Source organism: Isoptericola halotolerans, assembly GCF_013149785.1.
Lineage (GTDB): Bacteria > Actinomycetota > Actinomycetes > Actinomycetales > Cellulomonadaceae > Isoptericola > Isoptericola halotolerans.
The window spans coordinates 60516-82921 of record NZ_JABEZU010000005.1; the positions used below are offsets into that span (position 1 = coordinate 60516).

The following is a 22406-nucleotide window of genomic DNA, read 5'->3' on the forward strand; positions in this document are numbered from 1 at the left end:
CTTCGTCACGGGGATCGAGCGACGAGGATACCGGGGAGTGGCATGCCGGCGGTGGGCCCGGGGCCACATGGTCGGCCCGGCAGCAGGCCCGTTAGCCTGGACCCGTGCGCATCGCGAGATTCACCACCGGCGACGACCCCCGCTTCGCCTTCGTGCAGACCGAGGGGGACACCACCTACCTGGCCGTGCTGAGCGGCGACCCGCTCTACATGCCGGCCATGCCGACGGGGGAGCGGGTCGAGCTGGGTGACGGCGTGCGCCTGCTCGCGCCCGTGATCCCGCGGTCCAAGGTCGTGGCCGTGGGTCGCAACTATCTGGACCACGTCCGCGAGATGGGCCACGAGCCGCCGACGGCGCCGCTGCTGTTCCTCAAGCCGAACACGTCCGTCGTGGGGCCCGACGACCCGATCGTGCTGCCCGACTGGACGCGCGAGGTCTCCTACGAGGCCGAGCTCGCCGTCGTGATCTCCAAGCTGTGCAAGGACGTGGAGCCGGAGAACGCGCGCGCCTACGTGCTCGGCTACACGGTCGCGAACGACGTCACCGCGCGTGACGTCCAGCGCACCGACGACCAGTGGGCCCGCGCCAAGGGGTTCGACTCCTCCTGCCCGCTGGGACCGTGGATCGAGACGGACCTGGACCCCGAGGACGTCGGGGTGCGCTCGCGCGTCAACGGCGAGCGCCGGCAGGACGGCCGCACGAGCGAGATGGTCTTCGACGTCGAGCACCTGGTGTCCTACGCCTCGAAGGCGATGACCCTGCTTCCCGGGGACGTGCTGCTCACCGGCACCCCGGCAGGCGTCGGCATCGTGGACCACGGCGACCGGGTCGAGTGCGAGGTCGAGGGGATCGGCGTGCTCGCCAACCCCGTGGTGCGGCGCGACTGAGACGGCCACCATGCCGGGGTGCTGCGAGCCGCAGGGCTACGACCGGGTCTTCGACGACCGGGAGGCCCGGCGTGCTGCGCGGCGCTACCGCCGATCCGGGCTGACGGTGCTGCCGCGGCGAACGGTCGAGCTGTACCGCGCGGGGGAGGTCTCTGGTGCGACCCTGCTGGAGGTGGGTGCCGGCATCGGCGACTTCACCGTGGAGATGATGCGGGCCGGCGTGGACCGTGCGACCTGCGTCGACCTGTCCGGCGCCTACGACCATGCCGCAGCCGAGCTTCTCACCGAGGCCGGACTGGCCGCCCGGGTGCAGCGGGTCGTGGGCGACCTGGCTGCGCAGCCCGACGCCGTCGAACCGGTCGACATCGTCGCCCTGCACAGCGTGGTGTGCTGCTACCCGGACGCGCGGCGTCTGCTGACGGCCGCGGCGTCACGAGCCAGGCGGTTCCTGGTGGTGTCCTTCCCGCGAGGCTGGTTGCGTCTCTGGGCTCCCGTGTCCAACATCTACCCGCGCCTGCGCGGCAGCGACTGGCGGTTCGTGGTGCATCCGCGCGAGACGATCCTGCAGGCCGCTGCCGATGCTGGGTTCGAGGTTCAGCGGATCGAGCGCCTCCGGGTCGACGAGCACGTGGTCCTCGTCCGGCTCGACGACACCGACCCCCGTCGGGCCACTACCCTGGACCCGTGAATCCCGCAGCAGCCTCTCCCGCACCCGCCTCGGCGGTCCGTGTCCGCTTCGCCCCGTCCCCGACGGGCATGTTCCACGTCGGCGGCGCCCGTTCGGCGCTGTTCAACTGGGCGGTCGCCAAGCAGACCGGCGGGACGTTCGTGCTGCGTATCGAGGACACCGACGCCTCGCGCAACAAGCCCGAGTGGGTGGACGGCATCCTGGCCGCGCACGCTGCGCTCGGCATGCACGCCGACGACCCCACCTTCGAGGGCCCCTACTTCCAGTCGGCCAACGTCGACAAGCACGGTGAAGCACTCGAGCGCCTGCTCGTGGCGGACCGCGCCTACTTCTGCGACTGCACGCGTGACGACGTCGCCGAGCGGACCGGCAACAAGCAGTCCGGCTACGACGGGTTCTGCCGCGTGCGCGGCCTGGAGCGGGCACCGGGTCGCGCCCTGCGCTTCCGCACCCCCGACGACGGCGAGACGCAGGTCGTCGACCTCATCCGCGGCAACCCGAGCTTCCCGAACGCCGCGATGGAGGACTTCGTCGTCGCGCGCGGCGACGGCTCGCCGGTGTTCCTGCTCGCGAACGTGGTCGACGACCTCGACGAGGGCATCACCCACGTGATCCGCGGCGAGGAGCACCTGCCGAACACCCCCAAGCAGCAGCTGCTGTGGGAGGCGCTCGGCGCCCAGCCGCCCGTGTGGGCGCACCTGCCGGTGATCGTCAACGAGAAGCGGCAGAAGCTCTCCAAGCGCCGCGACAAGGTGGCGCTCGAGGACTACCTCGCCGAGGGATACCTGCCGGCCGCGATGGTCAACTACCTCATGCTGCTGGGCTGGGCGCCCGGCAACGACGAGGAGATCCTGCCGTTCGACGAGATGATCTCCCGGTTCCGCATCGAGGACGTCAACTCCGCCTCGGCGTTCTTCGACCTCAAGAAGCTCGCCTCGTTCAACGGCGAGTACATCCGGGCGATGTCCGTCGAGGAGTTCGTCGCGGCCGTCGGTCCGTGGCTGCGGGCCCCGCGCGCACCCTGGGCCGAGGAGCAGTTCGACCCCGCCGCCTTCGCCGCTGTCGCGCCGCTCGCCCAGTCCCGGGTGGCGCTGCTCAGCGACATCACCAACAACGTCGACTTCCTGTTCCTCGACGCGCCCGCTGAGGACGAGAAGTCCTGGAACAAGGCCATGAAGCCGGGCGCCGTCGAGCTGCTCACCGACGTGCGGGGCGTTCTCGCTGCGCTCGAGCCGTGGGAGGCCGAGCCGCTCAAGGACGCGGTCGCGGCCACGGGCGAGCAGCACGGGCTCAAGCTCGGCAAGGCGCAGGCCCCCGTGCGGGTCGCCGTCACCGGCCGGACCATCGGGCTGCCGCTCTTCGAGTCGCTCGAGGTGCTCGGCCGCGAGCGCACCCTCGGCCGCATCGACGCCGCCCTGGCACGTCTCGCCGAGAACCCGCCGCAGGCCCCCGCCCAGTGACGGCCTTCGGGGCGGTCGGCGCCCGCGCCGACGGGGTGCTGCTGGACGCCGTCCTGCTGGACGTGGACGACACCCTCGTCGACACCCGGGGGGCGTTCGCCGCGGCGCTCGCGGCCGTCGCCGAGGCGCACCTGCCCGGTGACGTCGACCACGCCGCGGTGCTGGAGCACTGGCGCGGCGACCCCGCGGGCCACTACCGGTCCTACACCCGCGGTGAGACGGACCACCGCACCCAGCGACGGCTCCGCGCCGACCTGCTGCACCGGACGTTCGGTGGGGCGCCGGTGGGCGAGGACGCCTTCGACGCCTGGGACGAGCTGTTCTGGGGCACCTTCGAGCGGTCCTGGCGTGCGTTCGACGACGCCGCACCGTTCGTGGCCGGTCTGCGGGACGCGGGGCTGCGCGTCGGTGTGGTGACGAATGCCGCGGTGGCGCTGCAGGAGCGCAAGCTGGCCGCCGTCGGGCTGGACCTGCCGGTGCTGGTGGGCGTCGACACCCTCGGCTTCGGCAAGCCGCACCCGGACGTCTTCGTCGAGGGTGCCCGGCTCCTGGGCTCCGCGCCCGGGCGCACCGCCTACGTCGGTGACGAGCCGATGATCGACGCCCGCGCCGCGCACGACGCCGGGCTCCTCGGCGTGTGGCTCGACCGTCCGGGCGCTCGTCGCACCGACGAGCGCGACGTCGACGTGGCCCGGCTGCGCGAGGCCGGGATCGTCGTCGCGCCCGGTCTGGACGACGTCGCGGTGGCGTTCGGGCTCTGACGTCGCCCGGCTCGACGAGGCCGGGCTCAGCGAGTCAGGAGGAGCATGCCGCCCAGGGCGGTGCCGGTGACGACGACGGCGGAGGCTGCACCGAGCAGCAGCGGCCGGGCGCCGGTGCGGACCAGCCGGGGGACGTCGACGCCGAGCCCCAGCGCGAACATGGCCGCGACGAACAGCGTGGTGGTGACCTGCGCGGCGGCGTCGAGCGCAGCGGGCGGGACGAGCCCGAGACTGCGGGCCACGACCGCGGCGAGGAAGCCCAGCACGAAGCCGGGCACGGGCGGCGGGCGGGTGCTGTCGTCGTCCCTCGTGCGCTCCGAGGGTGCGACGCGTCGGGCCCGTACCGTCCCGGTCGCCGCCACCAGCGGCGCGAGGAGCGCGACCCGCGCGAGCTTGGCCACGGTGGCCGTCGCCAGCGCCGTCGTGCCCGCCAGGGTGCCTGCGGCGGCGACCACCTGGGCCACCTCCTGCACGCTCGCCCCGATCCACAGGCCGGCCTGCTCCGGGGTGAGGTCCAGGAGCCGGGCGAGCCACGGCAGCACGACGACGGCCGCCGTGCCGTAGAGCGCTACCAGCGCCAGCGCGACGGCCGGCGCGGCCGGGACGGCGTCGTCGTCGCGGGAGGCGCGGGGCGACCGGTCCAGGACCCCGGTCATGGCCGAGACCGCGGCGGCGCCGCAGATCGAGAACCCGGTCGCCACCAGCAGCGAGGTGTCCCGGTGGATGCCCAGGCGGCGGCCGAGCGCGAGCGTCGCGGTGAAGGTCACCACCACGGTGAGCACCACCACGGTCAGTCCGCGCACACCGAGTGCGAGGACGTCGCCGACGGCCAGCTGCAGGCCCAGCAGGACGACGCCGCCACGCAGCACGTGCCGCGCGACCCAGTCCGTGCCGGGGCCGACGGCGGCGGGGACCCCGGCCAGGTGGCGCTCTCGGCGGCCTCCGAGCAGCGAGCCGGCCGCCGCACCCACGAGGAGCGCGAGCACCAGCGGGGACAGCGACGGCACGGCCCGGGCCAGCAAGGGAGCGAGCCCGAGGAGCATCGTCGTCGCACCTGCGCAGAGCGCGAGCCCGGGGAGGAGTCGGGACATGTTGCCACCCTGGTTCCCGTCGAGGGTGGACGGTAGGCCGACACCTCGATCCATCCATAGACTCCTGCTATGGCAGAACGGACGTCGCTCACCGCGCTGGAGCTCCTCGTCGCCGTGGACACCCACGGGTCGATCAGCGCCGCCGCACGTGCTCTCGCGGTCTCCCAGCCCACGGCGTCCGCGGGGCTGCGCCGCCTCGAGCGCCGGCTCGGGCTCGACCTCGTGGCGCGGAGCGCTCGCGGGACGGCGCTCACGCCGACCGGCCAGGCGGTGGCCGGGTGGGCCCGCGACGTCGTGGCCGCCTCGGACCGCTTCGAGACGGCGGTGGTCGGGCTGCGTGCCGGTCCGGCGACGGCGTTGCGGGTGGCGGCCAGCCTGACGATCGCCGAGTACCTGGTGCCGCGGTGGCTGGCGGTGCTGGCGACCCAGGGGCACGCCGCGGACGTCGAGCTGGTGGTGCGCAACTCCAGCGACGTCATGGACATGGTGCTCGACGGCGGAGCCGAGCTCGGCTTCGTGGAGAGCCTCGGGGTCCGGCGCGGGCTCCGCAGCCGCACCGTCGCGCAGGACGAACTGGTTGCCGTCGTGGCCCCGGAGCACCCCTGGGCACGACGACGCTCCGTCCGCCCGAGTGAGCTGCTCGGTGAGCGTCTCGTCCTGCGGGAGGCCGGATCGGGGACGCGCGAGATCCTCGAGCGCGCCCTGGCGGGCGTGGGGGAGGCGATGCCCGAGCACCTGCCGACGCTGGGCTCGACGTCGGCGCTCAAGGCCGCCGTGCAGCACGGCGGCCAGGTCGCGGTCCTCTCAGGGCTGACGGTGGCCGACGACGTCGCAGCCGGCCGCCTGGTGGCCCTCGCGGTCGACGGTGCGGACCTCTCCCGGCACCTGCGGGTGGTCTGGCGCGACGGGACGGCGCCGTCGGCCGCCGCCCGCCGGCTCAGCGCCGTCGCGCGCGGTACGCCGTCGTGACGTAGGGCATGGCGACCTCGGTGGTCCCCGCGAGGTCGGGGTGGGTCACGACGAGGTCGTCCACACGCTGCAGGAGCTGTTCGCGCTGCTCGGGCGGCAGCGTCAGCAGGTAGCTTCGGGTGCCGGCGAGCGTCCGCAGGTCCGCGGTGGCGAGGCGGTACAACCAGCGGAACTCGGCGGCCTCGATCGGGTCGAAGGCGTCGCCGAGGGACGGCGGGTGGGCGCTCTGGTCGTTGTCGGGGCGGAGCGCGTCGCCCGCGTGCAGGATCTCTCCGAAGCGGCCGACCCAGTCGATACGTTCGTCGCGGTCGTTCCACACGACGGCGAGGGTGCCGCCCGGGCGCAGCACCCGGGCGAGCTCGGCGGCCGCCCGTGGTGGGTCGAACCAGTGCCAGGCCTGCCCGACGGTGACGGCGTCCACCGAGCCGTCCGGCAGGGGGATGTCCTCCGCCGTGCCGACGTGCGTGGTGACGCCGGGCAGGGTGGCGGTGAGCTCGTCCAGCATGGGACGGGAGGCGTCGACCGCCACGACGTCGTGGCCCCGGGAGACCAGCCGCCCCGTCAGCAGGCCGGTGCCGGCGGCGAGGTCGAGGACGCGGTCCGCGTCTCGCGGGACCATCCAGTCCACGGCCTCGGTCGGGTAGGTGGGGCGCACGCGGGCGTAGACGTCGGCGCCGGTCGAGAACGAGGCTGCGCGGTCCGAGTGCGAGTGCGGGTCGGGAGTCGACGGCATGGCAGCAGGGTCCCACGCCGGGGCTGTCCGCGTCATGAGGTCCGGCGCGGTGACGGTGACGCACCGCTGGTGGGACGTGACGAAGGGCACCGGGTCGCGGGTTTGGATCCAGGCGGTCGGTCCGGTAATGTTTCGCGTCGTTGGGCCGTACGGGATCGGCCGACGAAAGTCGGATATGTCCCGGTAGGTCCGGACACCATGGGGTATGGTGTAATTGGCAGCACGAGTGGTTCTGGTCCACTTAGTCTAGGTTCGAGTCCTGGTACCCCAGCGTAGATCTCGGCACGTTTCTTCAGGGTTTGGCTCTGAACGGGATGCGCTAGAGTTCTCACCGGCGAATCGGTGCCCTGCGGCTCCGAGGATCCATAGGCCCCCATCGTCTAGCGGCCTAGGACGCCGCCCTCTCACGGCGGTAACGCGGGTTCAAATCCCGCTGGGGGTACGCGTCACGATCCGTTCGCGGATCGTCGCAGCAGCTCCGGCGACGGAGCAACGTCCGGCCCCCATCGTCTAGCGGCCTAGGACGCCGCCCTCTCACGGCGGTAACGCGGGTTCAAATCCCGCTGGGGGTACAGATCGCACGAGGCCCGGTCCCGAGGGACCGGGCCTTTGTGGTTCCCAACGCCTCCCGGCTCGAGCGCTCAGAGGAACGGGTCGGGCACCGTCGGACCGGCCCCGCTGCTCGTCGGCGGTTCGTAGAGCGACTGCCGGCGCCGCGCCGGGAGCCATCGGCGCCGGGTCGGCGGGCGGTCCGCGTGATGGTCGCCCGGCTGCGGGAACGGCTCGACGTCGGCAGGGTCGGCGGCGCCGGTGGAGGTGTCGGCATCGGGTCGGGCCGGTGGCGAAGGTGGGTTCGTGGGCCCAGGTCGGTCGGCCCCCGCGGCGGGGACGGTGGGGAGCTCCGCGGTCGTCGGACGTGGCTCGCGCGGGCCGGTCGGCATGATCGCCGGGGGCGCGCTGGGCGGGGGCGCAGGCTTCGCGTCGGGCTTGGTCGGGAAGAAGATGGTGTCGGTGAGTCGGCGGTAGGTCACGTCCGGGTCGGGGACGTAGTCGATCCGGCTCAGGGCCTGGTCCTGCCCCGCCGACTCCATCACGAACCGCCCGTAGCCCAGCACCTGGCCGATGGGCGTGCGTGTGTAGCTCATGTCGGTGACCTTCGTCAGCGGCATCATCGCGACCTTGTGGACCACGAACCCGTAGGTGAGCAGGAGCCTCTTGTCGGTCGCGACGAACCACTGGTAGCGCCACTCGGCCCAGCGCAGCAGGAGCCGGCCCGCCGGGACGAGCCACAGCACCCAGACGCCCGGCGCACCGGTCGCCGACTGCAGCAGCGCGACCACGACGGTGGCCGCGAGCGTCGTCAGGACCGGCTCGAGCAGCGTGGCCCAGTGCAGGCGCGACGCGAACACGGGGCGCTCATGATCCAGGACATAGCGGCGCAGGTGGCGGTGGTTGCGCACCGCCCGGTCGGGCGACCTCATGACTACGACGTCAGGTTGGCGAGGAACTCCCCAAAGCTGGAGAACGCGTTGGCGATCACGTCCCAGATCGCCTTGATGATGTCCGCAGCCCGGTCCGGGCTCGTCACGATCGCATAGATCAGAAAGATCACGACGAGCCAGATCAGGAGGGTCTTGGCCTTGGCCGGCATCGGGTCCTCACGCCTCTCGGTCGGCGGGGCGGGGTCGCCTCGCTGGTCGGGAGCCTACTGACCAGCGGGGCGACCCCGCGACAACCGGTGCGGCGCGCCGTCACTCACCTGCGGGCCGTCACTCACCGGCGCGCTGCAGGACCTCCGTGAGGCGGTTCGCCGCGGCGACCACGGATGCGGAGTGCAGGCGGCCCGGCTGGCGGGTCAGCCGCTCGACCGGTCCGGAGACCGACACCGCCGCCACGATCCGCCCGGACGGGCCGCGGACCGGGGCGGAGACGGAGGCCACGCCCAGCTCGCGCTCGGAGACGGACTGCGCCCACCCGCGACGGCGGACGCCGGAGAGGATCGTCGCGGTGAAGACGGCTTCCCGCAGGCCGCGGTGGAGCCGGTCGGGCTCCTCCCAGGCGAGCAGGATCTGGGCGGCGGAGCCGGCGTGCATCGTCAGGGTGGCGCCCACGGGGATCGAGTCCCGCAGGCCGACCGGGCGCTCGGCGGCGGCCACGCAGACGCGGTGGTCCCCCTGGCGCCGGTAGAGCTGGGCGCTCTCGCCGGTGTGGTCGCGCAGGGCGGTGAGCACGGGGTTCGCCGCAGCGAGCAGCCGGTCCTCGCCCGCGGCGGTCGCGAGCTCGTTGAGGCGCGGGCCGAGCACGAACCGTCCCTGCATGTCACGGGCCACGAACCGGTGGTGCTCGAGCGCCACGGCGAGGCGATGGGCCGTCGGTCGCGCCAGCCCGGTCGAGGAGACCAGCTGCGCCAGGGTGGCGGGCCCGGCTTCCAGAGCGCCCAGAACGGACGCGGCCTTGTCCAGTACGCCGACTCCGCTAGTATCGTCCATAGGTCGATACTGACGTCTCGCTGAGTGAGATTGCAAGTCCTACGCAAACTCCGGTCGTGGACCAGGGCGTCAATGTCGCGCAAGCACAAGTCACGACAGCCACCCGCGGTGGCGGAACGAGGAGCTCGAGATGGCCGGCACGCTGGCAGAGAAGGTCTGGGAGGCGCACCTGGTGCGCCAGGGCGCCGACGGGGCACCGGACCTGCTCTACATCGACCTCCACCTCGTGCACGAGGTGACCAGCCCGCAGGCCTTCGAGGGTCTCCGCCTCGCCGGGCGGCCGGTCCGGCGGCCGGACCTCACGCTGGCGACCGAGGACCACAACACCCCCACGCTCGACATCGACCTGCCGATCGCGGACCTCACCAGCCGCACGCAGATCGACACGCTGCGCAACAACGCCAAGGAGTTCGGCGTCCGGATCCACTCGCTCGGCGACGCCGACCAGGGGATCGTGCACCAGGTCGGCCCCCAGCTCGGACTGACCATGCCCGGGTTGACCGTCGTGTGCGGCGACTCCCACACGTCCACCCACGGGGCGTTCGGTGCGCTGGCGTTCGGCATCGGCACCTCCGAGGTGGAGCACGTGCTGGCCACCCAGACGCTGCCGCTCGCGCCGTTCAAGACCATGGCGATCACGGTCGACGGCGAGCTGCCCCCGGGCGCGACCTCCAAGGACATCATCCTGGCGATCATCGCCAAGATCGGCACCGGCGGCGGTCAGGGCTACGTGCTCGAGTACCGCGGCGAGGCCATCCGCAGGCTCTCGATGGAGGCGCGGATGACCATCTGCAACATGTCCATCGAGGCGGGCGCCCGGGCCGGCATGATCGCCCCCGACGCGACCACGTTCGAGTACCTCAAGGGCCGCCCGCACGCGCCCGAGGGCGAGGACTGGGACGCTGCCGTCGAGTACTGGAAGACGCTGCGCAGCGACGACGACGCGGTGTTCGACGAGGAGGTCGTCCTGCGCGCCTCCGACCTCGAGCCGTTCGTCACCTGGGGCACCAACCCGGGTCAGGGCCTGCCGCTGTCCGCGAACGTCCCGGTCCCGACCGAGATCGCCGACGAGGGCGAGCGGGTCAGCGCCGAGCGTGCGCTGGAGTACATGGGCCTCGAGCCCGGCATGCCGCTGCGCGACGTCACGGTCGACACGGTCTTCATCGGCTCGTGCACCAACGGGCGCATCGAGGACCTGCGGTCGGTGGCCAAGGTGCTCCAGGGGCGCCGCAAGGCCGAGGACGTGCGCGTGCTCGTGGTCCCGGCGTCGGCCCGCGTGCGCCTGCAGGCCGAGGCCGAGGGCCTGGACGTCATCTTCAAGGAGTTCGGCGCCGAGTGGCGCAACGCCGGCTGCTCGATGTGCCTCGGCATGAACCCCGACCAGCTCACCCCGGGCGAGCGGGCGGCGTCGACGTCCAACCGCAACTTCGAGGGACGTCAGGGCAAGGGCGGGCGCACCCACCTCGTGTCCCCGCTGGTCGCCGCAGCCACCGCGATCCGCGGCACGCTGTCGTCGCTGGCCGACCTCGACCTGGACGACGACGTCGACCTGACCTCGTTCGACGGCACGCCGCTGGCCCCCCTGACCGCCCCGTCGTTCGTCTGAGCACCCAGCGTTTTCGAGGAGACCCCCCATGGAGAAGATCACCACCCACACCGGCGTCGGGGTGCCGCTGCGCCGCAGCAACGTCGACACCGACCAGATCATCCCCGCCGTGTACCTCAAGCGGGTGACGCGCACCGGGTTCGAGGACGCGCTCTTCGCGGCCTGGCGCGGCGACCCGTCGTTCGTGCTCAACCAGGACGCGTACAGGACCGGCTCGGTCCTCGTGGCCGGCCCGGACTTCGGCACTGGCTCGTCGCGCGAGCACGCCGTCTGGGCGCTCAAGGACTACGGTTTCCGCGTGGTGCTGGCCTCCCGGTTCGCGGACATCTTCCGCGGCAACTCCGGCAAGCAGGGCCTCGTGGCCGGCATGGTCGCCCAGGAGGACATCGAGCTGCTCTGGAAGATCCTCGAGGCCAAGCCTGGCACCGAGGTGACCGTGGACCTCGAGACCCGCACCGTGCACGCCGACGACGTCACCGTGCCGTTCCAGATCGACGAGTACACCCGCTGGCGTCTGATGGAGGGCCTGGACGACATCGGCCTGACCCTGCAGAACGAGGCGGACATCACCGCGTTCGAGGCCACGCGTGCTCCGTGGCGGCCGAAGACTCTGCCCGCCAAGCACCTGCCGAAGGTCGAGATCGAGCCGGCGCGACCGGTCAGCTGACCGCGCGGCCGTCGTCGAGGTCCCGGGCCTGAGCCCGGTCGCGCGGAGCGGCCAGGGCGCCACGGACGACGTCGAGCACGGCCTCGTCGGTGAGCCCGGCCGCGCGTGCCTCGGCGACGAGGTCGTGGGCGCGGGCCACCGTCTCGGCGGGTGGGGGGGCTGCGGCCCGCCCACCCGCCGCGGCGTTCCCGGGCGTGGCCGGGGCGACCACGGTGCCGGTGCGGCGCCGGGAGACGACGACCCCGCTCGCCTCGAGCTCGCGGTAGGCGCGCTGGACGGTGCCGACGGCGATCCCGAGGTCACGGGCGAGATCGCGAGAGGCAGGCAGCCGGGCGCCGGGCTGCAGCGTGCCGACGGCGACCGCCGCCGCCACCTGGGATCGGATCTGCTCGTAGACCGGGACGGGGGAGCCGAGCGCGACGACGACGTCGCTCATGCGGCGACGGCCTTCGTGGGCGAGGGCGCGACCGCCGGCCGGGGCCATGCCGCGAGGACCGCCGCGACGACAGCGGCGAGAGCGACCGCCGCGCCCACCACCGACAGGGCCACGCCCAGCGCGACGAGGCCGGCGTCGTCGGCGCCGTTGAGGACCAGCCCTCGGCCGCCGGACCGTACAGCGCTGCCGCTGACGGCCAGGGTGAGGCCGAGCGCGAGACCGAAGCACAGCTGGACGGCGCCGAGGAGCCGGGCGGCGCTGGTGGCCCGCACCGCGTCGTCAGCAGGGGGCGGGACGTCGTGCAGCGGTGGCCGTCGCGTGATGGTGCGCAGGGTGACCAGCGTCGCGGCGACGGCGACGGCGATCCCGAGCAGCATCGGGACGGCGTAGGGCCACCCCGGGTACGGGCCTGATGCGCCCTCCACGACCCCGCCGTCGGGGACCGTGGCGGGGCCGGTGGGGAAGGCGCGGCCGGTCGGATCGGCGGTGAGGCCGCAGACGACCAGGACCACCGCGAGGCCTCCCGCGGTCGCCAGCAGGAGGCTCAGGCGTACGCCTCCGAGCGACCGGACGGTCCGGCGGGCCAGCGGGGCCGAACGGACCTGCCCGCGAGGGCGGGGCCAGGTCCGCTCACCGACGGTACGGACGGAGCAGAACACCAGCGCGACGGCGAACGGGGCCATCGCCTGCAGGAGCCCAGGCGCCGGTGCCCACCCGGACCAGACGACCGGCTGGGCGACGAGCAGGACCGTGCTGACCACTGCGGCGCTCGTGGCGACCGTGGAGACCAGCAGCTCGTGGCGCCGGGCCGACCGCGCGGGTGCGCCGCCGTCGTCGTGAGCGCGCCGGACGAGCCAGAGCACGAGACCGACCAGGGCTGCGGGCAGGATCACCGCCACCATCGCGATCGCGACGACGCCACCTGCGAACATGTCGACCTCCTGGACGCGAAACCAATGAATCAATGCATTGAATCATTGGTTGCCTGCCCTGTCCAGGATCAGAGCGCGGGCGGTCCCTGGCGTGCACGTTCGAGAAGGCTCTCCGGCGTGGTGGTGGTCGGGTCCCACCAGGACTCGACCCACCACGTGGCCCCGGCCTCCGCGGCGGCGCGGGCCTGCTGCTGCGCGACGGCGCGGTCGGCGTCGAACCTTCCCTGCATGACGACGTCGTACGGCCCGGCGGCCTCCTGGTGCTCACCGATCCAGGCGACGAGGTCACGGACCTGGTCGGGGCCGGGCTCGGCGTCCTCGGGGGAGTCGCCGCCGCGCACCTGCGGCACCATGCCGTCCCAGCGCAGCGCGCGGTCGAGGCTGCGGCGTGGCGGGTGCTCCGCGTCCCAGACGGCCACCGGCCAGACCGGGACCCGACCGTGGACCGGGGGTACAGGGAAGCGGAAGGGGCCCGTGCCGGCCCACTCGCCGTCGTGCTCGAACGACTCCCCGGACCAGGACCGCTCGAGCCAGGCGAGGACCTCGTCCATCGCCCTGGCCCGGTCGCGCAGCGTCGCCGGTTGTCCCGCCACGGACGTGAACGCGCGGTCGAGCGATGCTCCGGTGCCCACCGGCAGCACGAGCCGTCCACCGGAGAGGTGATCCACCGTCAGGACCTGCTGGGCGAGCTCCCACGGCCGTCGCCGGGGGAGAGCGAACACCATCGCGCCCAGCGTGATCCGTTCGGTGACCGCAGCCACCGCCGCGAGCAGGCCGAACGGGTCCCAGGTGGGGTGGGCGCCGAAGCTGTCGTCGCCCAGGCTCACCCCGTCCCACGTGAAGAAGCCGTCCCAGCCGTGCGCCTCGCACTCCTGGGCGAGCCGCACCTGCTGCGCGGGGCTGCCGTAGCTCCCGATGAACCCGAACTTCATGGCCTCTACCTCTCGCTTCGTCGTCGTCGGTGACCGACGCTACGCACCACCTCCGACAGACCGTGGTCCTGCGGGACATAGGGTGACCGCGTGAACGACAAGCCGATCGTGGAGATGTGGACCGACGGGGCCTGCAAGGGCAACCCCGGGCTCGGGGGATGGGGAGCCCTGCTGAAGTCCGGTGGGCACACCAAGGAGCTCTACGGCGGGGAGGAGGTCACCACCAACAACCGCATGGAGCTCACCGCCGTCGTCGAGGCGCTGCGGGCGCTCAAGCAGCCCAGCGCCGTCACCGTGCACACCGACTCGTCCTACGTCATGAACGGCATGAAGACGTGGATCGCCGGGTGGAAGCGCAACGGGTGGATGACGTCGGCGAAGAAGCCCGTCAAGAACGTGGACCTGTGGCAGGCCCTCGACGCCGAGGTCGCCCGGCACCAGGTCGGCTGGGTGTGGGTCAAGGGGCACGCCGGTGACCCCGGCAACGAACGCGCCGACGCGCTGGCCAACCTCGGGGTGGACTCGGTGCGCTGAGACGTCGCCGGGCCGTCGCAGTGCCGTCGTCGGGAGGCGGTGCGACACAGATCACGCCGCAGCCGGGCGCGGGACCTCATAGGGTGGCCTCATGGCTTCCCACTACGACGTCGTCCTCCTCGGAGCTGGCCCCGGCGGCTATGTCGCCGCGATCCGTGCGGCCCAGCTCGGCAAGTCCGTCGCCATCATCGAGGAGAAGTACTGGGGTGGTGTCTGCCTCAACGTGGGCTGCATCCCCTCCAAGGCGCTGCTGCGCAACGCCGAGCTCGCGCACCTGTTCACCCACCAGGCCGACTTCTTCGGCATGTCCGGTGACGTGACGTTCGACTTCGGCAAGGCGTTCGACCGGTCCCGCGACGTCGCGGACGGCCGGACCAAGGGCGTCCACTTCCTCATGAAGAAGAACAAGATCACCGAGTACGACGGCCGCGGGACGTTCCGTGACGCCAACACGATCGAGGTGACGCTCAACAAGGGCGGCACCGAGACGGTGACGTTCGACAACGCGATCATCGCGACCGGCTCCAAGGTCCGCCTGCTGCCCGGCGTCGAGCTCTCCGACAACGTCGTGACGTACGAGAAGCAGATCATGACCCGCGAGCTGCCGAAGTCGATGGCCATCGTCGGCGCCGGCGCCATCGGCATGGAGTTCGCCTACGTCCTGAAGAACTACGGCGTGGACGTCACCATCATCGAGTTCCTCGACCGTGCGCTGCCCAACGAGGACGCCGACGTCTCCAAGGAGATCGCCAAGCAGTACAAGAAGCTCGGCGTCAAGATCCTCACCTCCACGGCCGTGCAGACCGTCGAGGACAAGGGCTCCTCCGTCACCGTCTCCTACAAGGGCGTCAAGGACGACAAGCCCGGCACCCTCGAGGTCGACAAGGTCCTCATGGCCGTCGGCTTCGCGCCCAACGTCGAGAACTTCGGCCTGGAGAACACCGGCGTGCAGCTCACCGAGCGCGGCGCCATCGCCATCGACGACCACATGCGCACCAACGTGCCGCACATCTTCGCCATCGGTGACGTCACCGCCAAGCTCATGCTCGCGCACGTCGCCGAGGCGCAGGGTGTCGTCGCCGCCGAGACCATCGGCGACGCCGAGACGATGACGCTGGGCGACTACCGCATGATGCCGCGCGCCACGTTCTGCCAGCCGCAGGTCGCCTCCTTCGGCCTCACCGAGGAGCAGGCCAAGAACGAGGGCTACGACGTCAAGGTCTCCACCTTCCCGTTCATGGCCAACGGCAAGGCGCACGGCCTCGGCGACCCCACCGGGTTCGTCAAGCTCGTCGCCGACGCCAAGTACAACGAGCTCCTCGGCGGCCACCTGATCGGTCCGGACGTCTCCGAGCTGCTGCCCGAGCTCACCCTCGCGCAGAAGTGGGACCTCACCGCCGACGAGGTCGCGCGCAACGTGCACACCCACCCGACGCTGTCGGAGTCCGTCCAGGAGGCCATCCACGGTCTCGCAGGGCACATGATCAACTTCTGATCACTGGGACGAACCGGACACGTCCGCGTGTCCTGACGAGAGGCCCTGGCTTGCACCATCGGTGCAGTTCAGGGCCTCTCTTCTTGCCTCGACATGGTGGACAACCGGGGTTGTCCGCGGAGGAATTCCTCGACAGAGGTGCCGTCGCTGTCGAGGTACACCTACGCCCAGGCCGGTGGGCGTCGGGCGAGGGGCTCGCACGGGCGGTCGGCTCGGTGTGCGGTTGAACAAGCTACCGAGGTTCGTGCCAGGTGGACTCGGCTGGGTCCCACGAGAGGCCAGCAGCCTGTCCCGTCAGCAAGGGGTCGGCGAACGCGAGGACGTCATCGAGCACAGGTGCGATGTCGGCCGGCAGGTGTGGTGAGCCTGAGCCGCGCAGCCAGCGGGACCAGCGCGGCTGAGCGAGCGGAGCGAACCCGTCGAGCACGTCGGCAAGCGGGTGCACCGTCGCCTTGCGGTAGCGCGCAACCTCGTCGATGGCGCGCATGACGTCGTCGGCGTTGACGGCGTGGTTCCTGGACAGGCTCCAAACGTCGCCGAAGTCGCGCCATCGAGTGTTGGCCAGACCGCGCTGGACGGCGGTGACGATCTTCTCGGCGTAGACCATGTGGATCGGGTAGCCACTCAGGATGATCGGCTCACCGCCACGCAGCCGTGGGACCGCGACGTCTGATGGCGCGGGCCAGATCGGGTCGCCGACGTTGACGTCGACGTGGAAGGGCAGGCGGGCCGTGGCCAAGCGTGCGTCGATGTGCACGCGCACACCCTGGTACTCGTCGTCCTCGCGGATCGCCTTCGCTCGCGCTGTCTCCGGCAGGAACTCGATTCCGTCGTCCTCTGGCAACACGGTCGCGGTGATCTTGGCCACGAGTGCTTTGACGGTCTCGACGTCGTTGGCGGTCTCGAGTGCCGCGAGGTCGATGTCCTTGGTGGGGCGGCGCGAGTCAAAGGCGGCGAGCAGCACGCCACCCTTGAGGACGAAGCGGTCGCGCTCGGAGCTCGCGGCCAGTCGCGCGAGGAACCCCTCGAGCACGTACAGCTGGTGCAGCTCCTGGGTGGGCCGCTTGGCCCGGCGGGCTTGATTCTGCAGGTCCAGGTAGGCATCTCCTGCTGGTGTGCCGTGCGTCGGTCGGGTCACAGCAGGATCTCCATCGTCCGTCGCAGTGGGGTCAGGGCGCGAGGGAAGTGGCGTGCCGTACGCAGCAGTTCCGACGGCTGGCCGCCGCTCCGAAGCCACCGCTTCAGGGCCTCGTTGGCGAGCTCGGGGCCCTCGATGTTCCGCATCCGGAACGCGTCGATGACGCTGCGCTCGGGCGAGTACAGCCCGATCGTCGACTCGTCGCCGATGTCCAGCAGACCCCTACCGATGGCGAATGTCTTGGTATCGAAGTGTCGCCAGCGAACCGGCGCCTCGGTGCTCGGAGTCCATGCCCCCCGAGGGATCGCGATGTCGATCTCGGCGGGGATGTCGTCGATGAGGTCGTGGTGAGCCAGGGCAGAGCGCAGGCAGAGGGTTGCGTCGGGAGCGCGGGAGGCGATCTCGATGAGGTCGTCGTCGCCCGCGAGGCCGCGCTTGCGGTACAGGCCACGGGCGATCGCGATGATCTGTCCGGCGTCGACGAGCTTGCGGAACTGCCGCTCGTTGAGCCGCTCCCGTGCCTGGGAGTAGCGGAACGTCGAGGGCAGGGCGGCGAGTATGTCCGTGGACACGGTCACCACCTCCGGAGGAAAACCTCTACACCAACATGTCTAATGTAACGATTTTCCTACAGCAAGTCGAGACTGGAACCGGCGTCGATGTCGCGCGGGCGATCTTGCCGCCGACGGCGATGAGCCGGGTGCTCGGCATCCCCGCGGGCACCGCGGTCAGGGCTGGTGCAGCGGGCGTGCTTCGTATCCAGCAGGCGCCGGGCGACACCGTGCGAGACGCCGCCAGGAGTCACACGTTGGGTCCATGAGCGAGAAGAGCTTCCGCCAGGGCGACGACGTCACCTGGTCGAGCCACGGGCAGACGGTGCACGGCGAGGTGGTCGAGAAGACCACCGAGGACACCGAGGCGACGGGCCGCACGGTCCGGGCGTCGAAGGGCGACCCGCAGTACCGCGTGCGCAGCGACAAGAGAGGCAAGGACGCGGTGCACGAGCCGTCGGCGCTGGAGGAGGAGCCGTGAGAGACGAGGTCGTGGACATGAGCCGGGGCCACGACCCGCTCGAGACTGAGCGGGTGGTGCGAGCGGACCGCTCGCACCACCCTGGCTCACTTGATGACGCGGATCTTCACCTGCTTGTGCCCGTCGACCACGCGCGGCAGGGGGTCTGACGTCCGGGTGCGCTCCAGCGCGGTCTTGCCGTCACCGATGCTGACGTCCATCCCGACCTCGTCGTTGCGCTGGTTGGTGCGCAGGGCGTTGCGGATGCCGTCGAAAGACCGCAGGCCGGAGAAGTCCTCCTTGTAGGCGTTGCCGCCCACCACCGCGACCGTGCCCCGTTCGCCCTTGAGCCTCTTCGGGATCTTGACCTCCTGGCGGAAGAACGTCTTGGTCGTGCCGTCCGACCCGACGAGCTGCGTCCGCAGCACGAGCGTCGAGCCCGCACGGACCTTCACCCGTTCGCCCGTCACGTCGACCCAGCGCCCGCCGGTGCGCTGCTGGATCTTCGCGACCCGGTAGCGGCGCTGGCTGTCGGACACCTTGACGTCGTTGGTCACCCCGGTCACCTTCACCCCCGAGAGCGACGAGAGCGTGAACACGACCTCGGCCAGGTCGAAGGCGCTGTCGAAGCCGATGTCGTACGCCGACCGGTACCGGTCGGCGTACCGCAGCGTGAACGGGCTCCCGCTGCGGGTCCCCTTGATCGTCCATGCCTGCGTCTGCGAGCCGGGGATCCACCCGTCGACCACACGGTCGTGGTTCGCCAGGCCGGCGTAGAGGGTGGCCTCCCCGAGGGCAGGCGGGTACAGCACCTGCGTGGTTCCCGTGCGGGTCCGCCCGTCGTAGGTCACCTTCGACGTGATCCGTGCCGCCGCGGGGGCGGCTCCGAAGGTCCCGGCGATCCCGGCCAGCCGGTCGTCGGTGATGGTGCCGCCGAGCGCGCCGAGGTTCGCCACCTTGAACGGCACGCCCAGCGGGTCCTTCTGGACGTAGACCGCGTCGGCGGCCGCGAGGCCGAGCCGGGTCTTGCCGCTGAAGGACATCGGGTGGCCGAACGCGACCACCCGCTTGTCGCAGACCGACGTGACGGTCCCGACCCCGGCAAAGGTGACGTCGCCGTGCGTGAGCACCGCGCCGATGTTCCCGCCGGCGACCACCGTGTCGACGCCGGCGGCGGCGCTGCCGGCCGATCGTCCGATCCGGTAGGAGTCCGCGCCCACCAGGGCCTTGCCGCTGAACGACCGGCCGGCGTCGCGCGCCCGGCCCAGGTCGACACCGCCGACGCCCATCGGCATCGGGAGCTGCCGCAGTCCCTGGGACGCCTGCGACGTCGTCACGTCCGTCTCGGCCGCGATCTTGCCTGCCAGCCTGGGGCCGACCGCCACCTTGGGCGCGGCCTTCGCCGCGCCCAGGTAGTCGTCCATGCTCTCGAAGGGCGTGATGCCGGCCACGGGGGAGCTGCCCCAGGCGAGGCCGTAGGCGACCGCACCGATGAGCCGCCCGTCCTCGGCGTACACCGGGGACCCGGACATGCCCTGCCAGATGCCGCCCGCGGCGTCGATGGCGGGGGAGTCCAGCTCGGCGACGATCATGTCGAGGCCCGGCCCGATGCCGTCCGCCAGCACACCGAGCACCTCACCCGTGAACTCCTGCGGCGTGGTCCCCTTGCTGACGGTGAGACCGCTGACCGGCGCCCCGCTCGTGAGCTGGGAGACCGGGAACGGCACGGCGCAGTCGGACGCGGGCGCCGCGGCGGCGGGCGGGCCGACGGCGACGAGCCCGGACAGCAGCAGGGCACCGACGGCGCCCGACGCGGCGAGCGGGACCGCACGGCGCCCGCGAGAGGCACGCGGCCTCGATGAACCAGCAGCGCCGGTGGTCCCCCCGGCACGGGGGTGGGACGACGCGGTGTGGTCGTCCCGGGCATCGATGTTCGTCATGGGCACAGCATCGTCCACGCCCGAGCTCGCCGGGTGAGCGCCACCGGGTGAAAAACGTGGGGGCTGGTCTGCAAGGATGGGCCGTCGACAGTCGCTCAGCGGACGAGGAGAACTCCACATGTCGGTACGTCGGCGGATCATCACCGGGACCGCGGCGAGCGCCGTCGTCGTCGGGGTCAGCATCGGCGCGTACGCGGCCCAGGCCCCCCGCCACGACGCCGGCGCGATCGCGGTGGTGGACACGGCCGGGGTGCTGTACGAACCCGAGCTGCTCGACGCCGTCGAGGCCATGCGGTTCTACGAGCCGACCGTCGTGGCGTTCTTCACGCACGACGGCGGCCCCGAGGCACGCCATGACGACTACGCGCTCAACGACGCCGTCCTGGAGCACGCCCGCGCGGCGCGCACGGACTGGCTCAGCGAGAATGAGCAGAAGTTCGCCGACGACCTGTTCATCTTCGCCGTCGACCCGGAGGGCCGGCTGGTCGGCACGTACTTCGGCGAGAACCGCACGGTGAGCGAGGACGCTCAGCTGGAGATCCAGGACGCGGCGAAGGACGACTTCCGACGTGGGCAGTGGACCGCCGGGGCGATCGCCGGCGCGCAGGCGGCGGCCGACCGGATGAACAGTCCCGCGATCCGCCGGCCGGCCGGCACGGCCGTAGCGTCCGTGGTGTCCCTCGCCACCGTGGTGGGATCCGGCATCTATGTCCTGGTGGGGATGAACCGTGCGAGCCGGAGCCGGCGTGCCCGTGCCGCCGGCGACCGCGCGATGGCCAACGTGGTGCGCGACTACGACGAGACCGAGCTGCACACGCACGTCATCCCCGCCGAGTCACGGTACGGCGGGGCGATGCTGGAACGGTTCGCGGGCTTCCAACGGGGGTTCCGGGAGCTGGTCGAGCTGGGGGACACCGCGCGCGCCGTCCCGGAGAGCGACTACGACTCCCGTCGCGTCCTGCAGACCCTCACCCACTACCAGGAGAAGGCCGACGAGCTCGACCAGCTCGACGACGTCATCGCCGACACGGCTGCCTTCCTCAACCGTGACGGTTCGTGGCCGGAGGTCTGGGCCCGGCAGACGGAACCGCTGCGTGACGACCTGGCGCAGGTGGAACCTCTGCTCGGCTCGACGGTCCCGAAGACGATGCGCGGGCTCGCCGAGGCGCAGCAGCTGCGAGAGCTCGCCACGCGCACCTCGGTGGCGCTGGACCGGATGCGTGAGGAGCTCGAGGACCGGTCGCTGTCCCCGGACAGCGCCCTGGACCGGCTGCGGGAGATGCGCGACGAGCTCAGCGGGCACCTGGACGCGCTGGCCGGTGCCGTGTCGCGCGAGTACAGCAAGGTCAAGGCTGAGCAGCAGATGATGGAGCGGGCCTTCCGCTCCGACGGCTACCGCCCTGCGCGCCGGTCGACGATCCTCGGGACCGTCGACCCTGCCTGGACGTGGTTCACCGTGAGCACCTTCCAGAGCGGCTTCGCCGCCGGGACGAGCAAGGTCGAGCAGTCCCGGTCCTCGTCCTCGTCCGGCGGGTCCACCTCCGGCTTCAGCAGCAGCAGCGGCGGGAGCTTCAGCGGCTCCGGGAGCTCCTCGCGGTTCTGACGAGCGTGCTCCCGCGTTCGATCAGGGCGACGGTGCCGACGACGTGCTCCGGCGGGGTGGCGGCCTCCTCCATCTGCTGACGCAGGAGGCGCAGGGCCTCGGCGACCATCGCGTCGTGGCCGGGATCGATGGTCGTCAGGCCCGGCGCGACGTGCTCGGAGATCCGCAGGTTGTCGAACCCGACAACCTGCACGTCGTCGGGCACGCTGCGGCCCACGTCGCGCAGCCCTGCCATGGCTCCGATCGCGATCTCGTCCGTGAGGCCGAGGACGCCGTCGATGTCGAGCCCGTCGGACACCCGTGCGGCGATCGCCGCCCGGGCCTCGGGCAGCGAGAAGGTCTCCACCGGGATGACCAGCGCCGGGTCCGGCTCCTGGTCTGCGGCCCGCAGCGCCGCCGCCCAGCCCTCGGTGCGTTGGGTGGCCACGTCCGGACGGTCCGACTCGAGCCGGCCGCCGAGCACGGCGATGCGCCGCGCTCCGCACGCGAGGAGATGATCGGTCGCCAGCCGTGCACCGGCGGTGTTGTTCATCTGGATGCGGTGGTACCGGTCGGGCACGTCCTGCTCGCCGAGGAGCACGATCGGCACGTCGGGATGCATGCGCTCGAGGTCGTCGTATCCGAGGCCGACGGCGCTGAGCAGCACGCCGTCGTACTGCTGGAGACGGGCCAGCGAGAGGGCGGAGAGCTCACGTTCGCGAACGGCGCCGGACTGCTCCACGACGAGGTGCAGACCCTCCGGCGCCAGGGCGTCCGAGACCCTGGACGCCAGCTCGCTGTAGTACTGGTGGTCGAAGCGCGGCACGATGAGGCTCACGGCGCCCGTCCGCCCGGTGCGGAGCCGGCGCGCGGTCAGGTTGATCTCGTACCCGAGCTCGTCGACGACCTCGAGGACCCGCAGGCGTGTGTCGGCACCGACGTTGGGCCGTCCGTTGAGCACGTTCGACACGGTCATCAGCGACACCCCGGCGGCCCGGGCCACGTCGCTCATCTGGGTCGTGCGTCTCTTCGCCACGACGAGACACTCTGCCAGG

The 22406-nt window shown here is 71.8% G+C and carries 23 protein-coding genes and 3 tRNA genes; 14 read left to right on the forward strand and 12 right to left on the reverse strand.

What is annotated here, in order from left to right:
- The first annotated feature begins 104 nt into the window (after positions 1–104).
- Genes HDG69_RS17145 through HDG69_RS17160 form a run of 4 tightly spaced genes read left to right on the forward strand, consistent with a single transcriptional unit; the run spans position 105 to position 3796 of the window.
- Positions 105–887 carry a fumarylacetoacetate hydrolase family protein gene (locus HDG69_RS17145; protein ID WP_171785057.1) on the forward strand — a complete coding sequence of 261 codons (783 nt, stop codon included), beginning with the start codon at positions 105–107 and terminating at the stop codon, positions 885–887.
- A gap of 10 nt (positions 888–897) precedes the next feature.
- Positions 898–1575 carry a class I SAM-dependent methyltransferase gene (locus HDG69_RS17150; protein ID WP_171785058.1) on the forward strand — a complete coding sequence of 226 codons (678 nt, stop codon included), beginning with the start codon at positions 898–900 and terminating at the stop codon, positions 1573–1575.
- Positions 1572–3035 (forward strand): glutamate--tRNA ligase, encoded by a 1464-nt coding sequence (gene gltX, locus HDG69_RS17155; RefSeq protein WP_171785059.1) that lies wholly within the window; start codon positions 1572–1574, stop codon positions 3033–3035. The genes HDG69_RS17150 and gltX overlap by 4 nt, the downstream gene beginning before the upstream one ends.
- Positions 3032–3796, forward strand: a complete 765-nt coding sequence (locus HDG69_RS17160; RefSeq protein WP_171785060.1) for an HAD-IA family hydrolase — start codon at positions 3032–3034, stop codon at positions 3794–3796. Before gltX ends, HDG69_RS17160 begins: the two co-directional genes overlap by 4 nt.
- A 26-nt stretch (positions 3797–3822) precedes the next feature.
- On the opposite strand, the gene HDG69_RS17165 is transcribed toward HDG69_RS17160, so the two are convergent.
- Complete coding sequence (locus HDG69_RS17165; protein WP_171785061.1) at positions 3823–4887, reverse strand: YeiH family protein; 1065 nt, start codon at positions 4885–4887, stop codon at positions 3823–3825.
- Positions 4888–4956: 69 nt separating this feature from the next.
- Here HDG69_RS17165 and HDG69_RS17170 point away from each other — a divergent pair, with 69 nt between their 5' ends.
- Entirely contained in the window at positions 4957–5856 is a 900-nt protein-coding gene (locus tag HDG69_RS17170; RefSeq protein ID WP_171785062.1) for a LysR family transcriptional regulator, read from the forward strand.
- On the opposite strand, the gene HDG69_RS17175 is transcribed toward HDG69_RS17170, so the two are convergent.
- The gene (locus HDG69_RS17175; RefSeq protein WP_171785063.1) at positions 5825–6589 is read right to left on the reverse strand and encodes a class I SAM-dependent methyltransferase; all 765 of its coding nucleotides are present in this window, start codon (positions 6587–6589) and stop codon (positions 5825–5827) included. The two genes, HDG69_RS17170 and HDG69_RS17175, sit on opposite strands and share 32 nt — an antisense overlap.
- Positions 6590–6788: 199 nt before the next feature.
- Between HDG69_RS17175 and HDG69_RS17180 the strand changes: the two genes are divergently transcribed.
- The 3 genes from HDG69_RS17180 (at position 6789) to HDG69_RS17190 (ending at position 7161) form a co-directional block, all read left to right on the forward strand.
- Positions 6789–6860, forward strand: a tRNA-Gln gene (locus HDG69_RS17180).
- A 98-nt stretch (positions 6861–6958) separates the two neighbouring features.
- Positions 6959–7031 (forward strand) — tRNA-Glu (locus HDG69_RS17185).
- 57 nt (positions 7032–7088) lie between these two features.
- Positions 7089–7161: transfer RNA gene (locus HDG69_RS17190), tRNA-Glu, on the forward strand.
- Between the two features lie 69 nt (positions 7162–7230).
- Here HDG69_RS17190 and HDG69_RS17195 read toward each other — a convergent pair.
- The 3 genes from HDG69_RS17195 to HDG69_RS17205 all read right to left on the reverse strand — a co-directional run bounded on the left by HDG69_RS17195 (position 7231) and on the right by HDG69_RS17205 (position 9078).
- On the reverse strand, positions 7231–8070 hold the full coding sequence (locus HDG69_RS17195; protein WP_216645871.1) for a PH domain-containing protein: 840 nt from the start codon (positions 8068–8070) through the stop codon (positions 7231–7233).
- A gap of 2 nt (positions 8071–8072) precedes the next feature.
- Positions 8073–8240 (reverse strand): hypothetical protein, encoded by a 168-nt coding sequence (locus tag HDG69_RS17200; RefSeq protein ID WP_171785064.1) that lies wholly within the window; start codon positions 8238–8240, stop codon positions 8073–8075.
- A gap of 118 nt (positions 8241–8358) precedes the next feature.
- Entirely contained in the window at positions 8359–9078 is a 720-nt protein-coding gene (locus HDG69_RS17205; RefSeq protein WP_106268618.1) for an IclR family transcriptional regulator, read from the reverse strand.
- Positions 9079–9208: 130 nt separating this feature from the next.
- On the opposite strand from HDG69_RS17205, the gene leuC reads away from it, so the two are divergent.
- Together leuC and leuD are read left to right on the forward strand one after the other, a co-directional pair.
- Positions 9209–10684: a 3-isopropylmalate dehydratase large subunit gene (leuC, locus tag HDG69_RS17210; protein WP_171785065.1), complete on the forward strand. Its 1476-nt coding sequence runs from the start codon at positions 9209–9211 to the stop codon at positions 10682–10684.
- 28 nt (positions 10685–10712) lie between these two features.
- Positions 10713–11351 carry a 3-isopropylmalate dehydratase small subunit gene (gene leuD, locus HDG69_RS17215; protein ID WP_171785066.1) on the forward strand — a complete coding sequence of 213 codons (639 nt, stop codon included), beginning with the start codon at positions 10713–10715 and terminating at the stop codon, positions 11349–11351.
- Here leuD and HDG69_RS17220 read toward each other — a convergent pair.
- The 3 genes from HDG69_RS17220 to HDG69_RS17230 all read right to left on the reverse strand — a co-directional run bounded on the left by HDG69_RS17220 (position 11344) and on the right by HDG69_RS17230 (position 13651).
- Entirely contained in the window at positions 11344–11787 is a 444-nt protein-coding gene (locus HDG69_RS17220; RefSeq protein WP_171785067.1) for a GntR family transcriptional regulator, read from the reverse strand. The genes leuD and HDG69_RS17220 overlap by 8 nt on opposite strands.
- On the reverse strand, positions 11784–12719 hold the full coding sequence (locus tag HDG69_RS17225; RefSeq protein WP_171785068.1) for a hypothetical protein: 936 nt from the start codon (positions 12717–12719) through the stop codon (positions 11784–11786). The genes HDG69_RS17220 and HDG69_RS17225 overlap by 4 nt, the downstream gene beginning before the upstream one ends.
- Before the next feature lie 68 nt (positions 12720–12787).
- Positions 12788–13651 carry an LLM class flavin-dependent oxidoreductase gene (locus HDG69_RS17230; protein ID WP_171785069.1) on the reverse strand — a complete coding sequence of 288 codons (864 nt, stop codon included), beginning with the start codon at positions 13649–13651 and terminating at the stop codon, positions 12788–12790.
- Positions 13652–13741: 90 nt separating this feature from the next.
- On the opposite strand from HDG69_RS17230, the gene rnhA reads away from it, so the two are divergent.
- Both rnhA and lpdA read left to right on the forward strand, forming a co-directional pair.
- Positions 13742–14185, forward strand: coding sequence for a ribonuclease HI (gene rnhA / locus HDG69_RS17235; protein ID WP_343036499.1), 444 nt, complete (start codon positions 13742–13744; stop codon positions 14183–14185).
- 91 nt (positions 14186–14276) lie between these two features.
- Positions 14277–15680: a dihydrolipoyl dehydrogenase gene (gene lpdA, locus HDG69_RS17240; protein WP_171785070.1), complete on the forward strand. Its 1404-nt coding sequence runs from the start codon at positions 14277–14279 to the stop codon at positions 15678–15680.
- Between the two features lie 232 nt (positions 15681–15912).
- On the opposite strand, the gene HDG69_RS17245 is transcribed toward lpdA, so the two are convergent.
- Together HDG69_RS17245 and HDG69_RS17250 are read right to left on the reverse strand one after the other, a co-directional pair.
- Positions 15913–16713 carry a nucleotidyl transferase AbiEii/AbiGii toxin family protein gene (locus HDG69_RS17245; protein WP_343036500.1) on the reverse strand — a complete coding sequence of 267 codons (801 nt, stop codon included), beginning with the start codon at positions 16711–16713 and terminating at the stop codon, positions 15913–15915.
- A 101-nt stretch (positions 16714–16814) separates the two neighbouring features.
- Complete coding sequence (locus HDG69_RS17250; RefSeq protein ID WP_216645872.1) at positions 16815–17390, reverse strand: type IV toxin-antitoxin system AbiEi family antitoxin domain-containing protein; 576 nt, start codon at positions 17388–17390, stop codon at positions 16815–16817.
- Between the two features lie 244 nt (positions 17391–17634).
- Between HDG69_RS17250 and HDG69_RS17255 the strand changes: the two genes are divergently transcribed.
- Positions 17635–17850 (forward strand): hypervirulence associated TUDOR domain-containing protein, encoded by a 216-nt coding sequence (locus tag HDG69_RS17255; protein WP_171785072.1) that lies wholly within the window; start codon positions 17635–17637, stop codon positions 17848–17850.
- A gap of 86 nt (positions 17851–17936) precedes the next feature.
- Here HDG69_RS17255 and HDG69_RS17260 read toward each other — a convergent pair whose 3' ends face one another.
- Entirely contained in the window at positions 17937–19769 is a 1833-nt protein-coding gene (locus HDG69_RS17260) for a SpoIVB peptidase S55 domain-containing protein (RefSeq protein WP_171785073.1), read from the reverse strand.
- Positions 19770–19887: 118 nt separating this feature from the next.
- Here HDG69_RS17260 and HDG69_RS17265 point away from each other — a divergent pair, with 118 nt between their 5' ends.
- Complete coding sequence (locus HDG69_RS17265) at positions 19888–21372, forward strand: DUF5129 domain-containing protein (protein ID WP_171785074.1); 1485 nt, start codon at positions 19888–19890, stop codon at positions 21370–21372.
- On the opposite strand, the gene HDG69_RS17270 is transcribed toward HDG69_RS17265, so the two are convergent.
- A complete protein-coding gene (locus HDG69_RS17270; RefSeq protein ID WP_343036501.1) occupies positions 21341–22387 on the reverse strand; it encodes a LacI family DNA-binding transcriptional regulator in 1047 nt (348 codons plus the stop codon). The genes HDG69_RS17265 and HDG69_RS17270 overlap by 32 nt on opposite strands.
- Positions 22388–22406 lie beyond the last annotated feature (19 nt).

Excerpts from the sequence above, each read along its gene's own strand:
- HDG69_RS17150 (WP_171785058.1), top strand. The coding sequence starts at position 898 with ATGCCGGGGTGCTGCGAGCCGCAGGGCTACGACCGGGTCTTCGACGAC.
- HDG69_RS17165 (WP_171785061.1), bottom strand. The coding sequence starts at position 4,887 with ATGTCCCGACTCCTCCCCGGGCTCGCGCTCTGCGCAGGTGCGACGACG.
- HDG69_RS17170 (WP_171785062.1), top strand. The coding sequence starts at position 4,957 with ATGGCAGAACGGACGTCGCTCACCGCGCTGGAGCTCCTCGTCGCCGTG.
- HDG69_RS17175 (WP_171785063.1), bottom strand. The coding sequence starts at position 6,589 with ATGCCGTCGACTCCCGACCCGCACTCGCACTCGGACCGCGCAGCCTCG.
- HDG69_RS17195 (WP_216645871.1), bottom strand. The coding sequence starts at position 8,070 with ATGAGGTCGCCCGACCGGGCGGTGCGCAACCACCGCCACCTGCGCCGC.
- HDG69_RS17200 (WP_171785064.1), bottom strand. The coding sequence starts at position 8,240 with ATGCCGGCCAAGGCCAAGACCCTCCTGATCTGGCTCGTCGTGATCTTT.
- HDG69_RS17205 (WP_106268618.1), bottom strand. The coding sequence starts at position 9,078 with ATGGACGATACTAGCGGAGTCGGCGTACTGGACAAGGCCGCGTCCGTT.
- leuC (WP_171785065.1), top strand. The coding sequence starts at position 9,209 with ATGGCCGGCACGCTGGCAGAGAAGGTCTGGGAGGCGCACCTGGTGCGC.
- leuD (WP_171785066.1), top strand. The coding sequence starts at position 10,713 with ATGGAGAAGATCACCACCCACACCGGCGTCGGGGTGCCGCTGCGCCGC.
- HDG69_RS17220 (WP_171785067.1), bottom strand. The coding sequence starts at position 11,787 with ATGAGCGACGTCGTCGTCGCGCTCGGCTCCCCCGTCCCGGTCTACGAG.
- HDG69_RS17225 (WP_171785068.1), bottom strand. The coding sequence starts at position 12,719 with ATGTTCGCAGGTGGCGTCGTCGCGATCGCGATGGTGGCGGTGATCCTG.
- HDG69_RS17230 (WP_171785069.1), bottom strand. The coding sequence starts at position 13,651 with ATGAAGTTCGGGTTCATCGGGAGCTACGGCAGCCCCGCGCAGCAGGTG.
- lpdA (WP_171785070.1), top strand. The coding sequence starts at position 14,277 with ATGGCTTCCCACTACGACGTCGTCCTCCTCGGAGCTGGCCCCGGCGGC.
- HDG69_RS17255 (WP_171785072.1), top strand. The coding sequence starts at position 17,635 with ATGAGCGAGAAGAGCTTCCGCCAGGGCGACGACGTCACCTGGTCGAGC.
- HDG69_RS17260 (WP_171785073.1), bottom strand. The coding sequence starts at position 19,769 with ATGACGAACATCGATGCCCGGGACGACCACACCGCGTCGTCCCACCCC.
- HDG69_RS17265 (WP_171785074.1), top strand. The coding sequence starts at position 19,888 with ATGTCGGTACGTCGGCGGATCATCACCGGGACCGCGGCGAGCGCCGTC.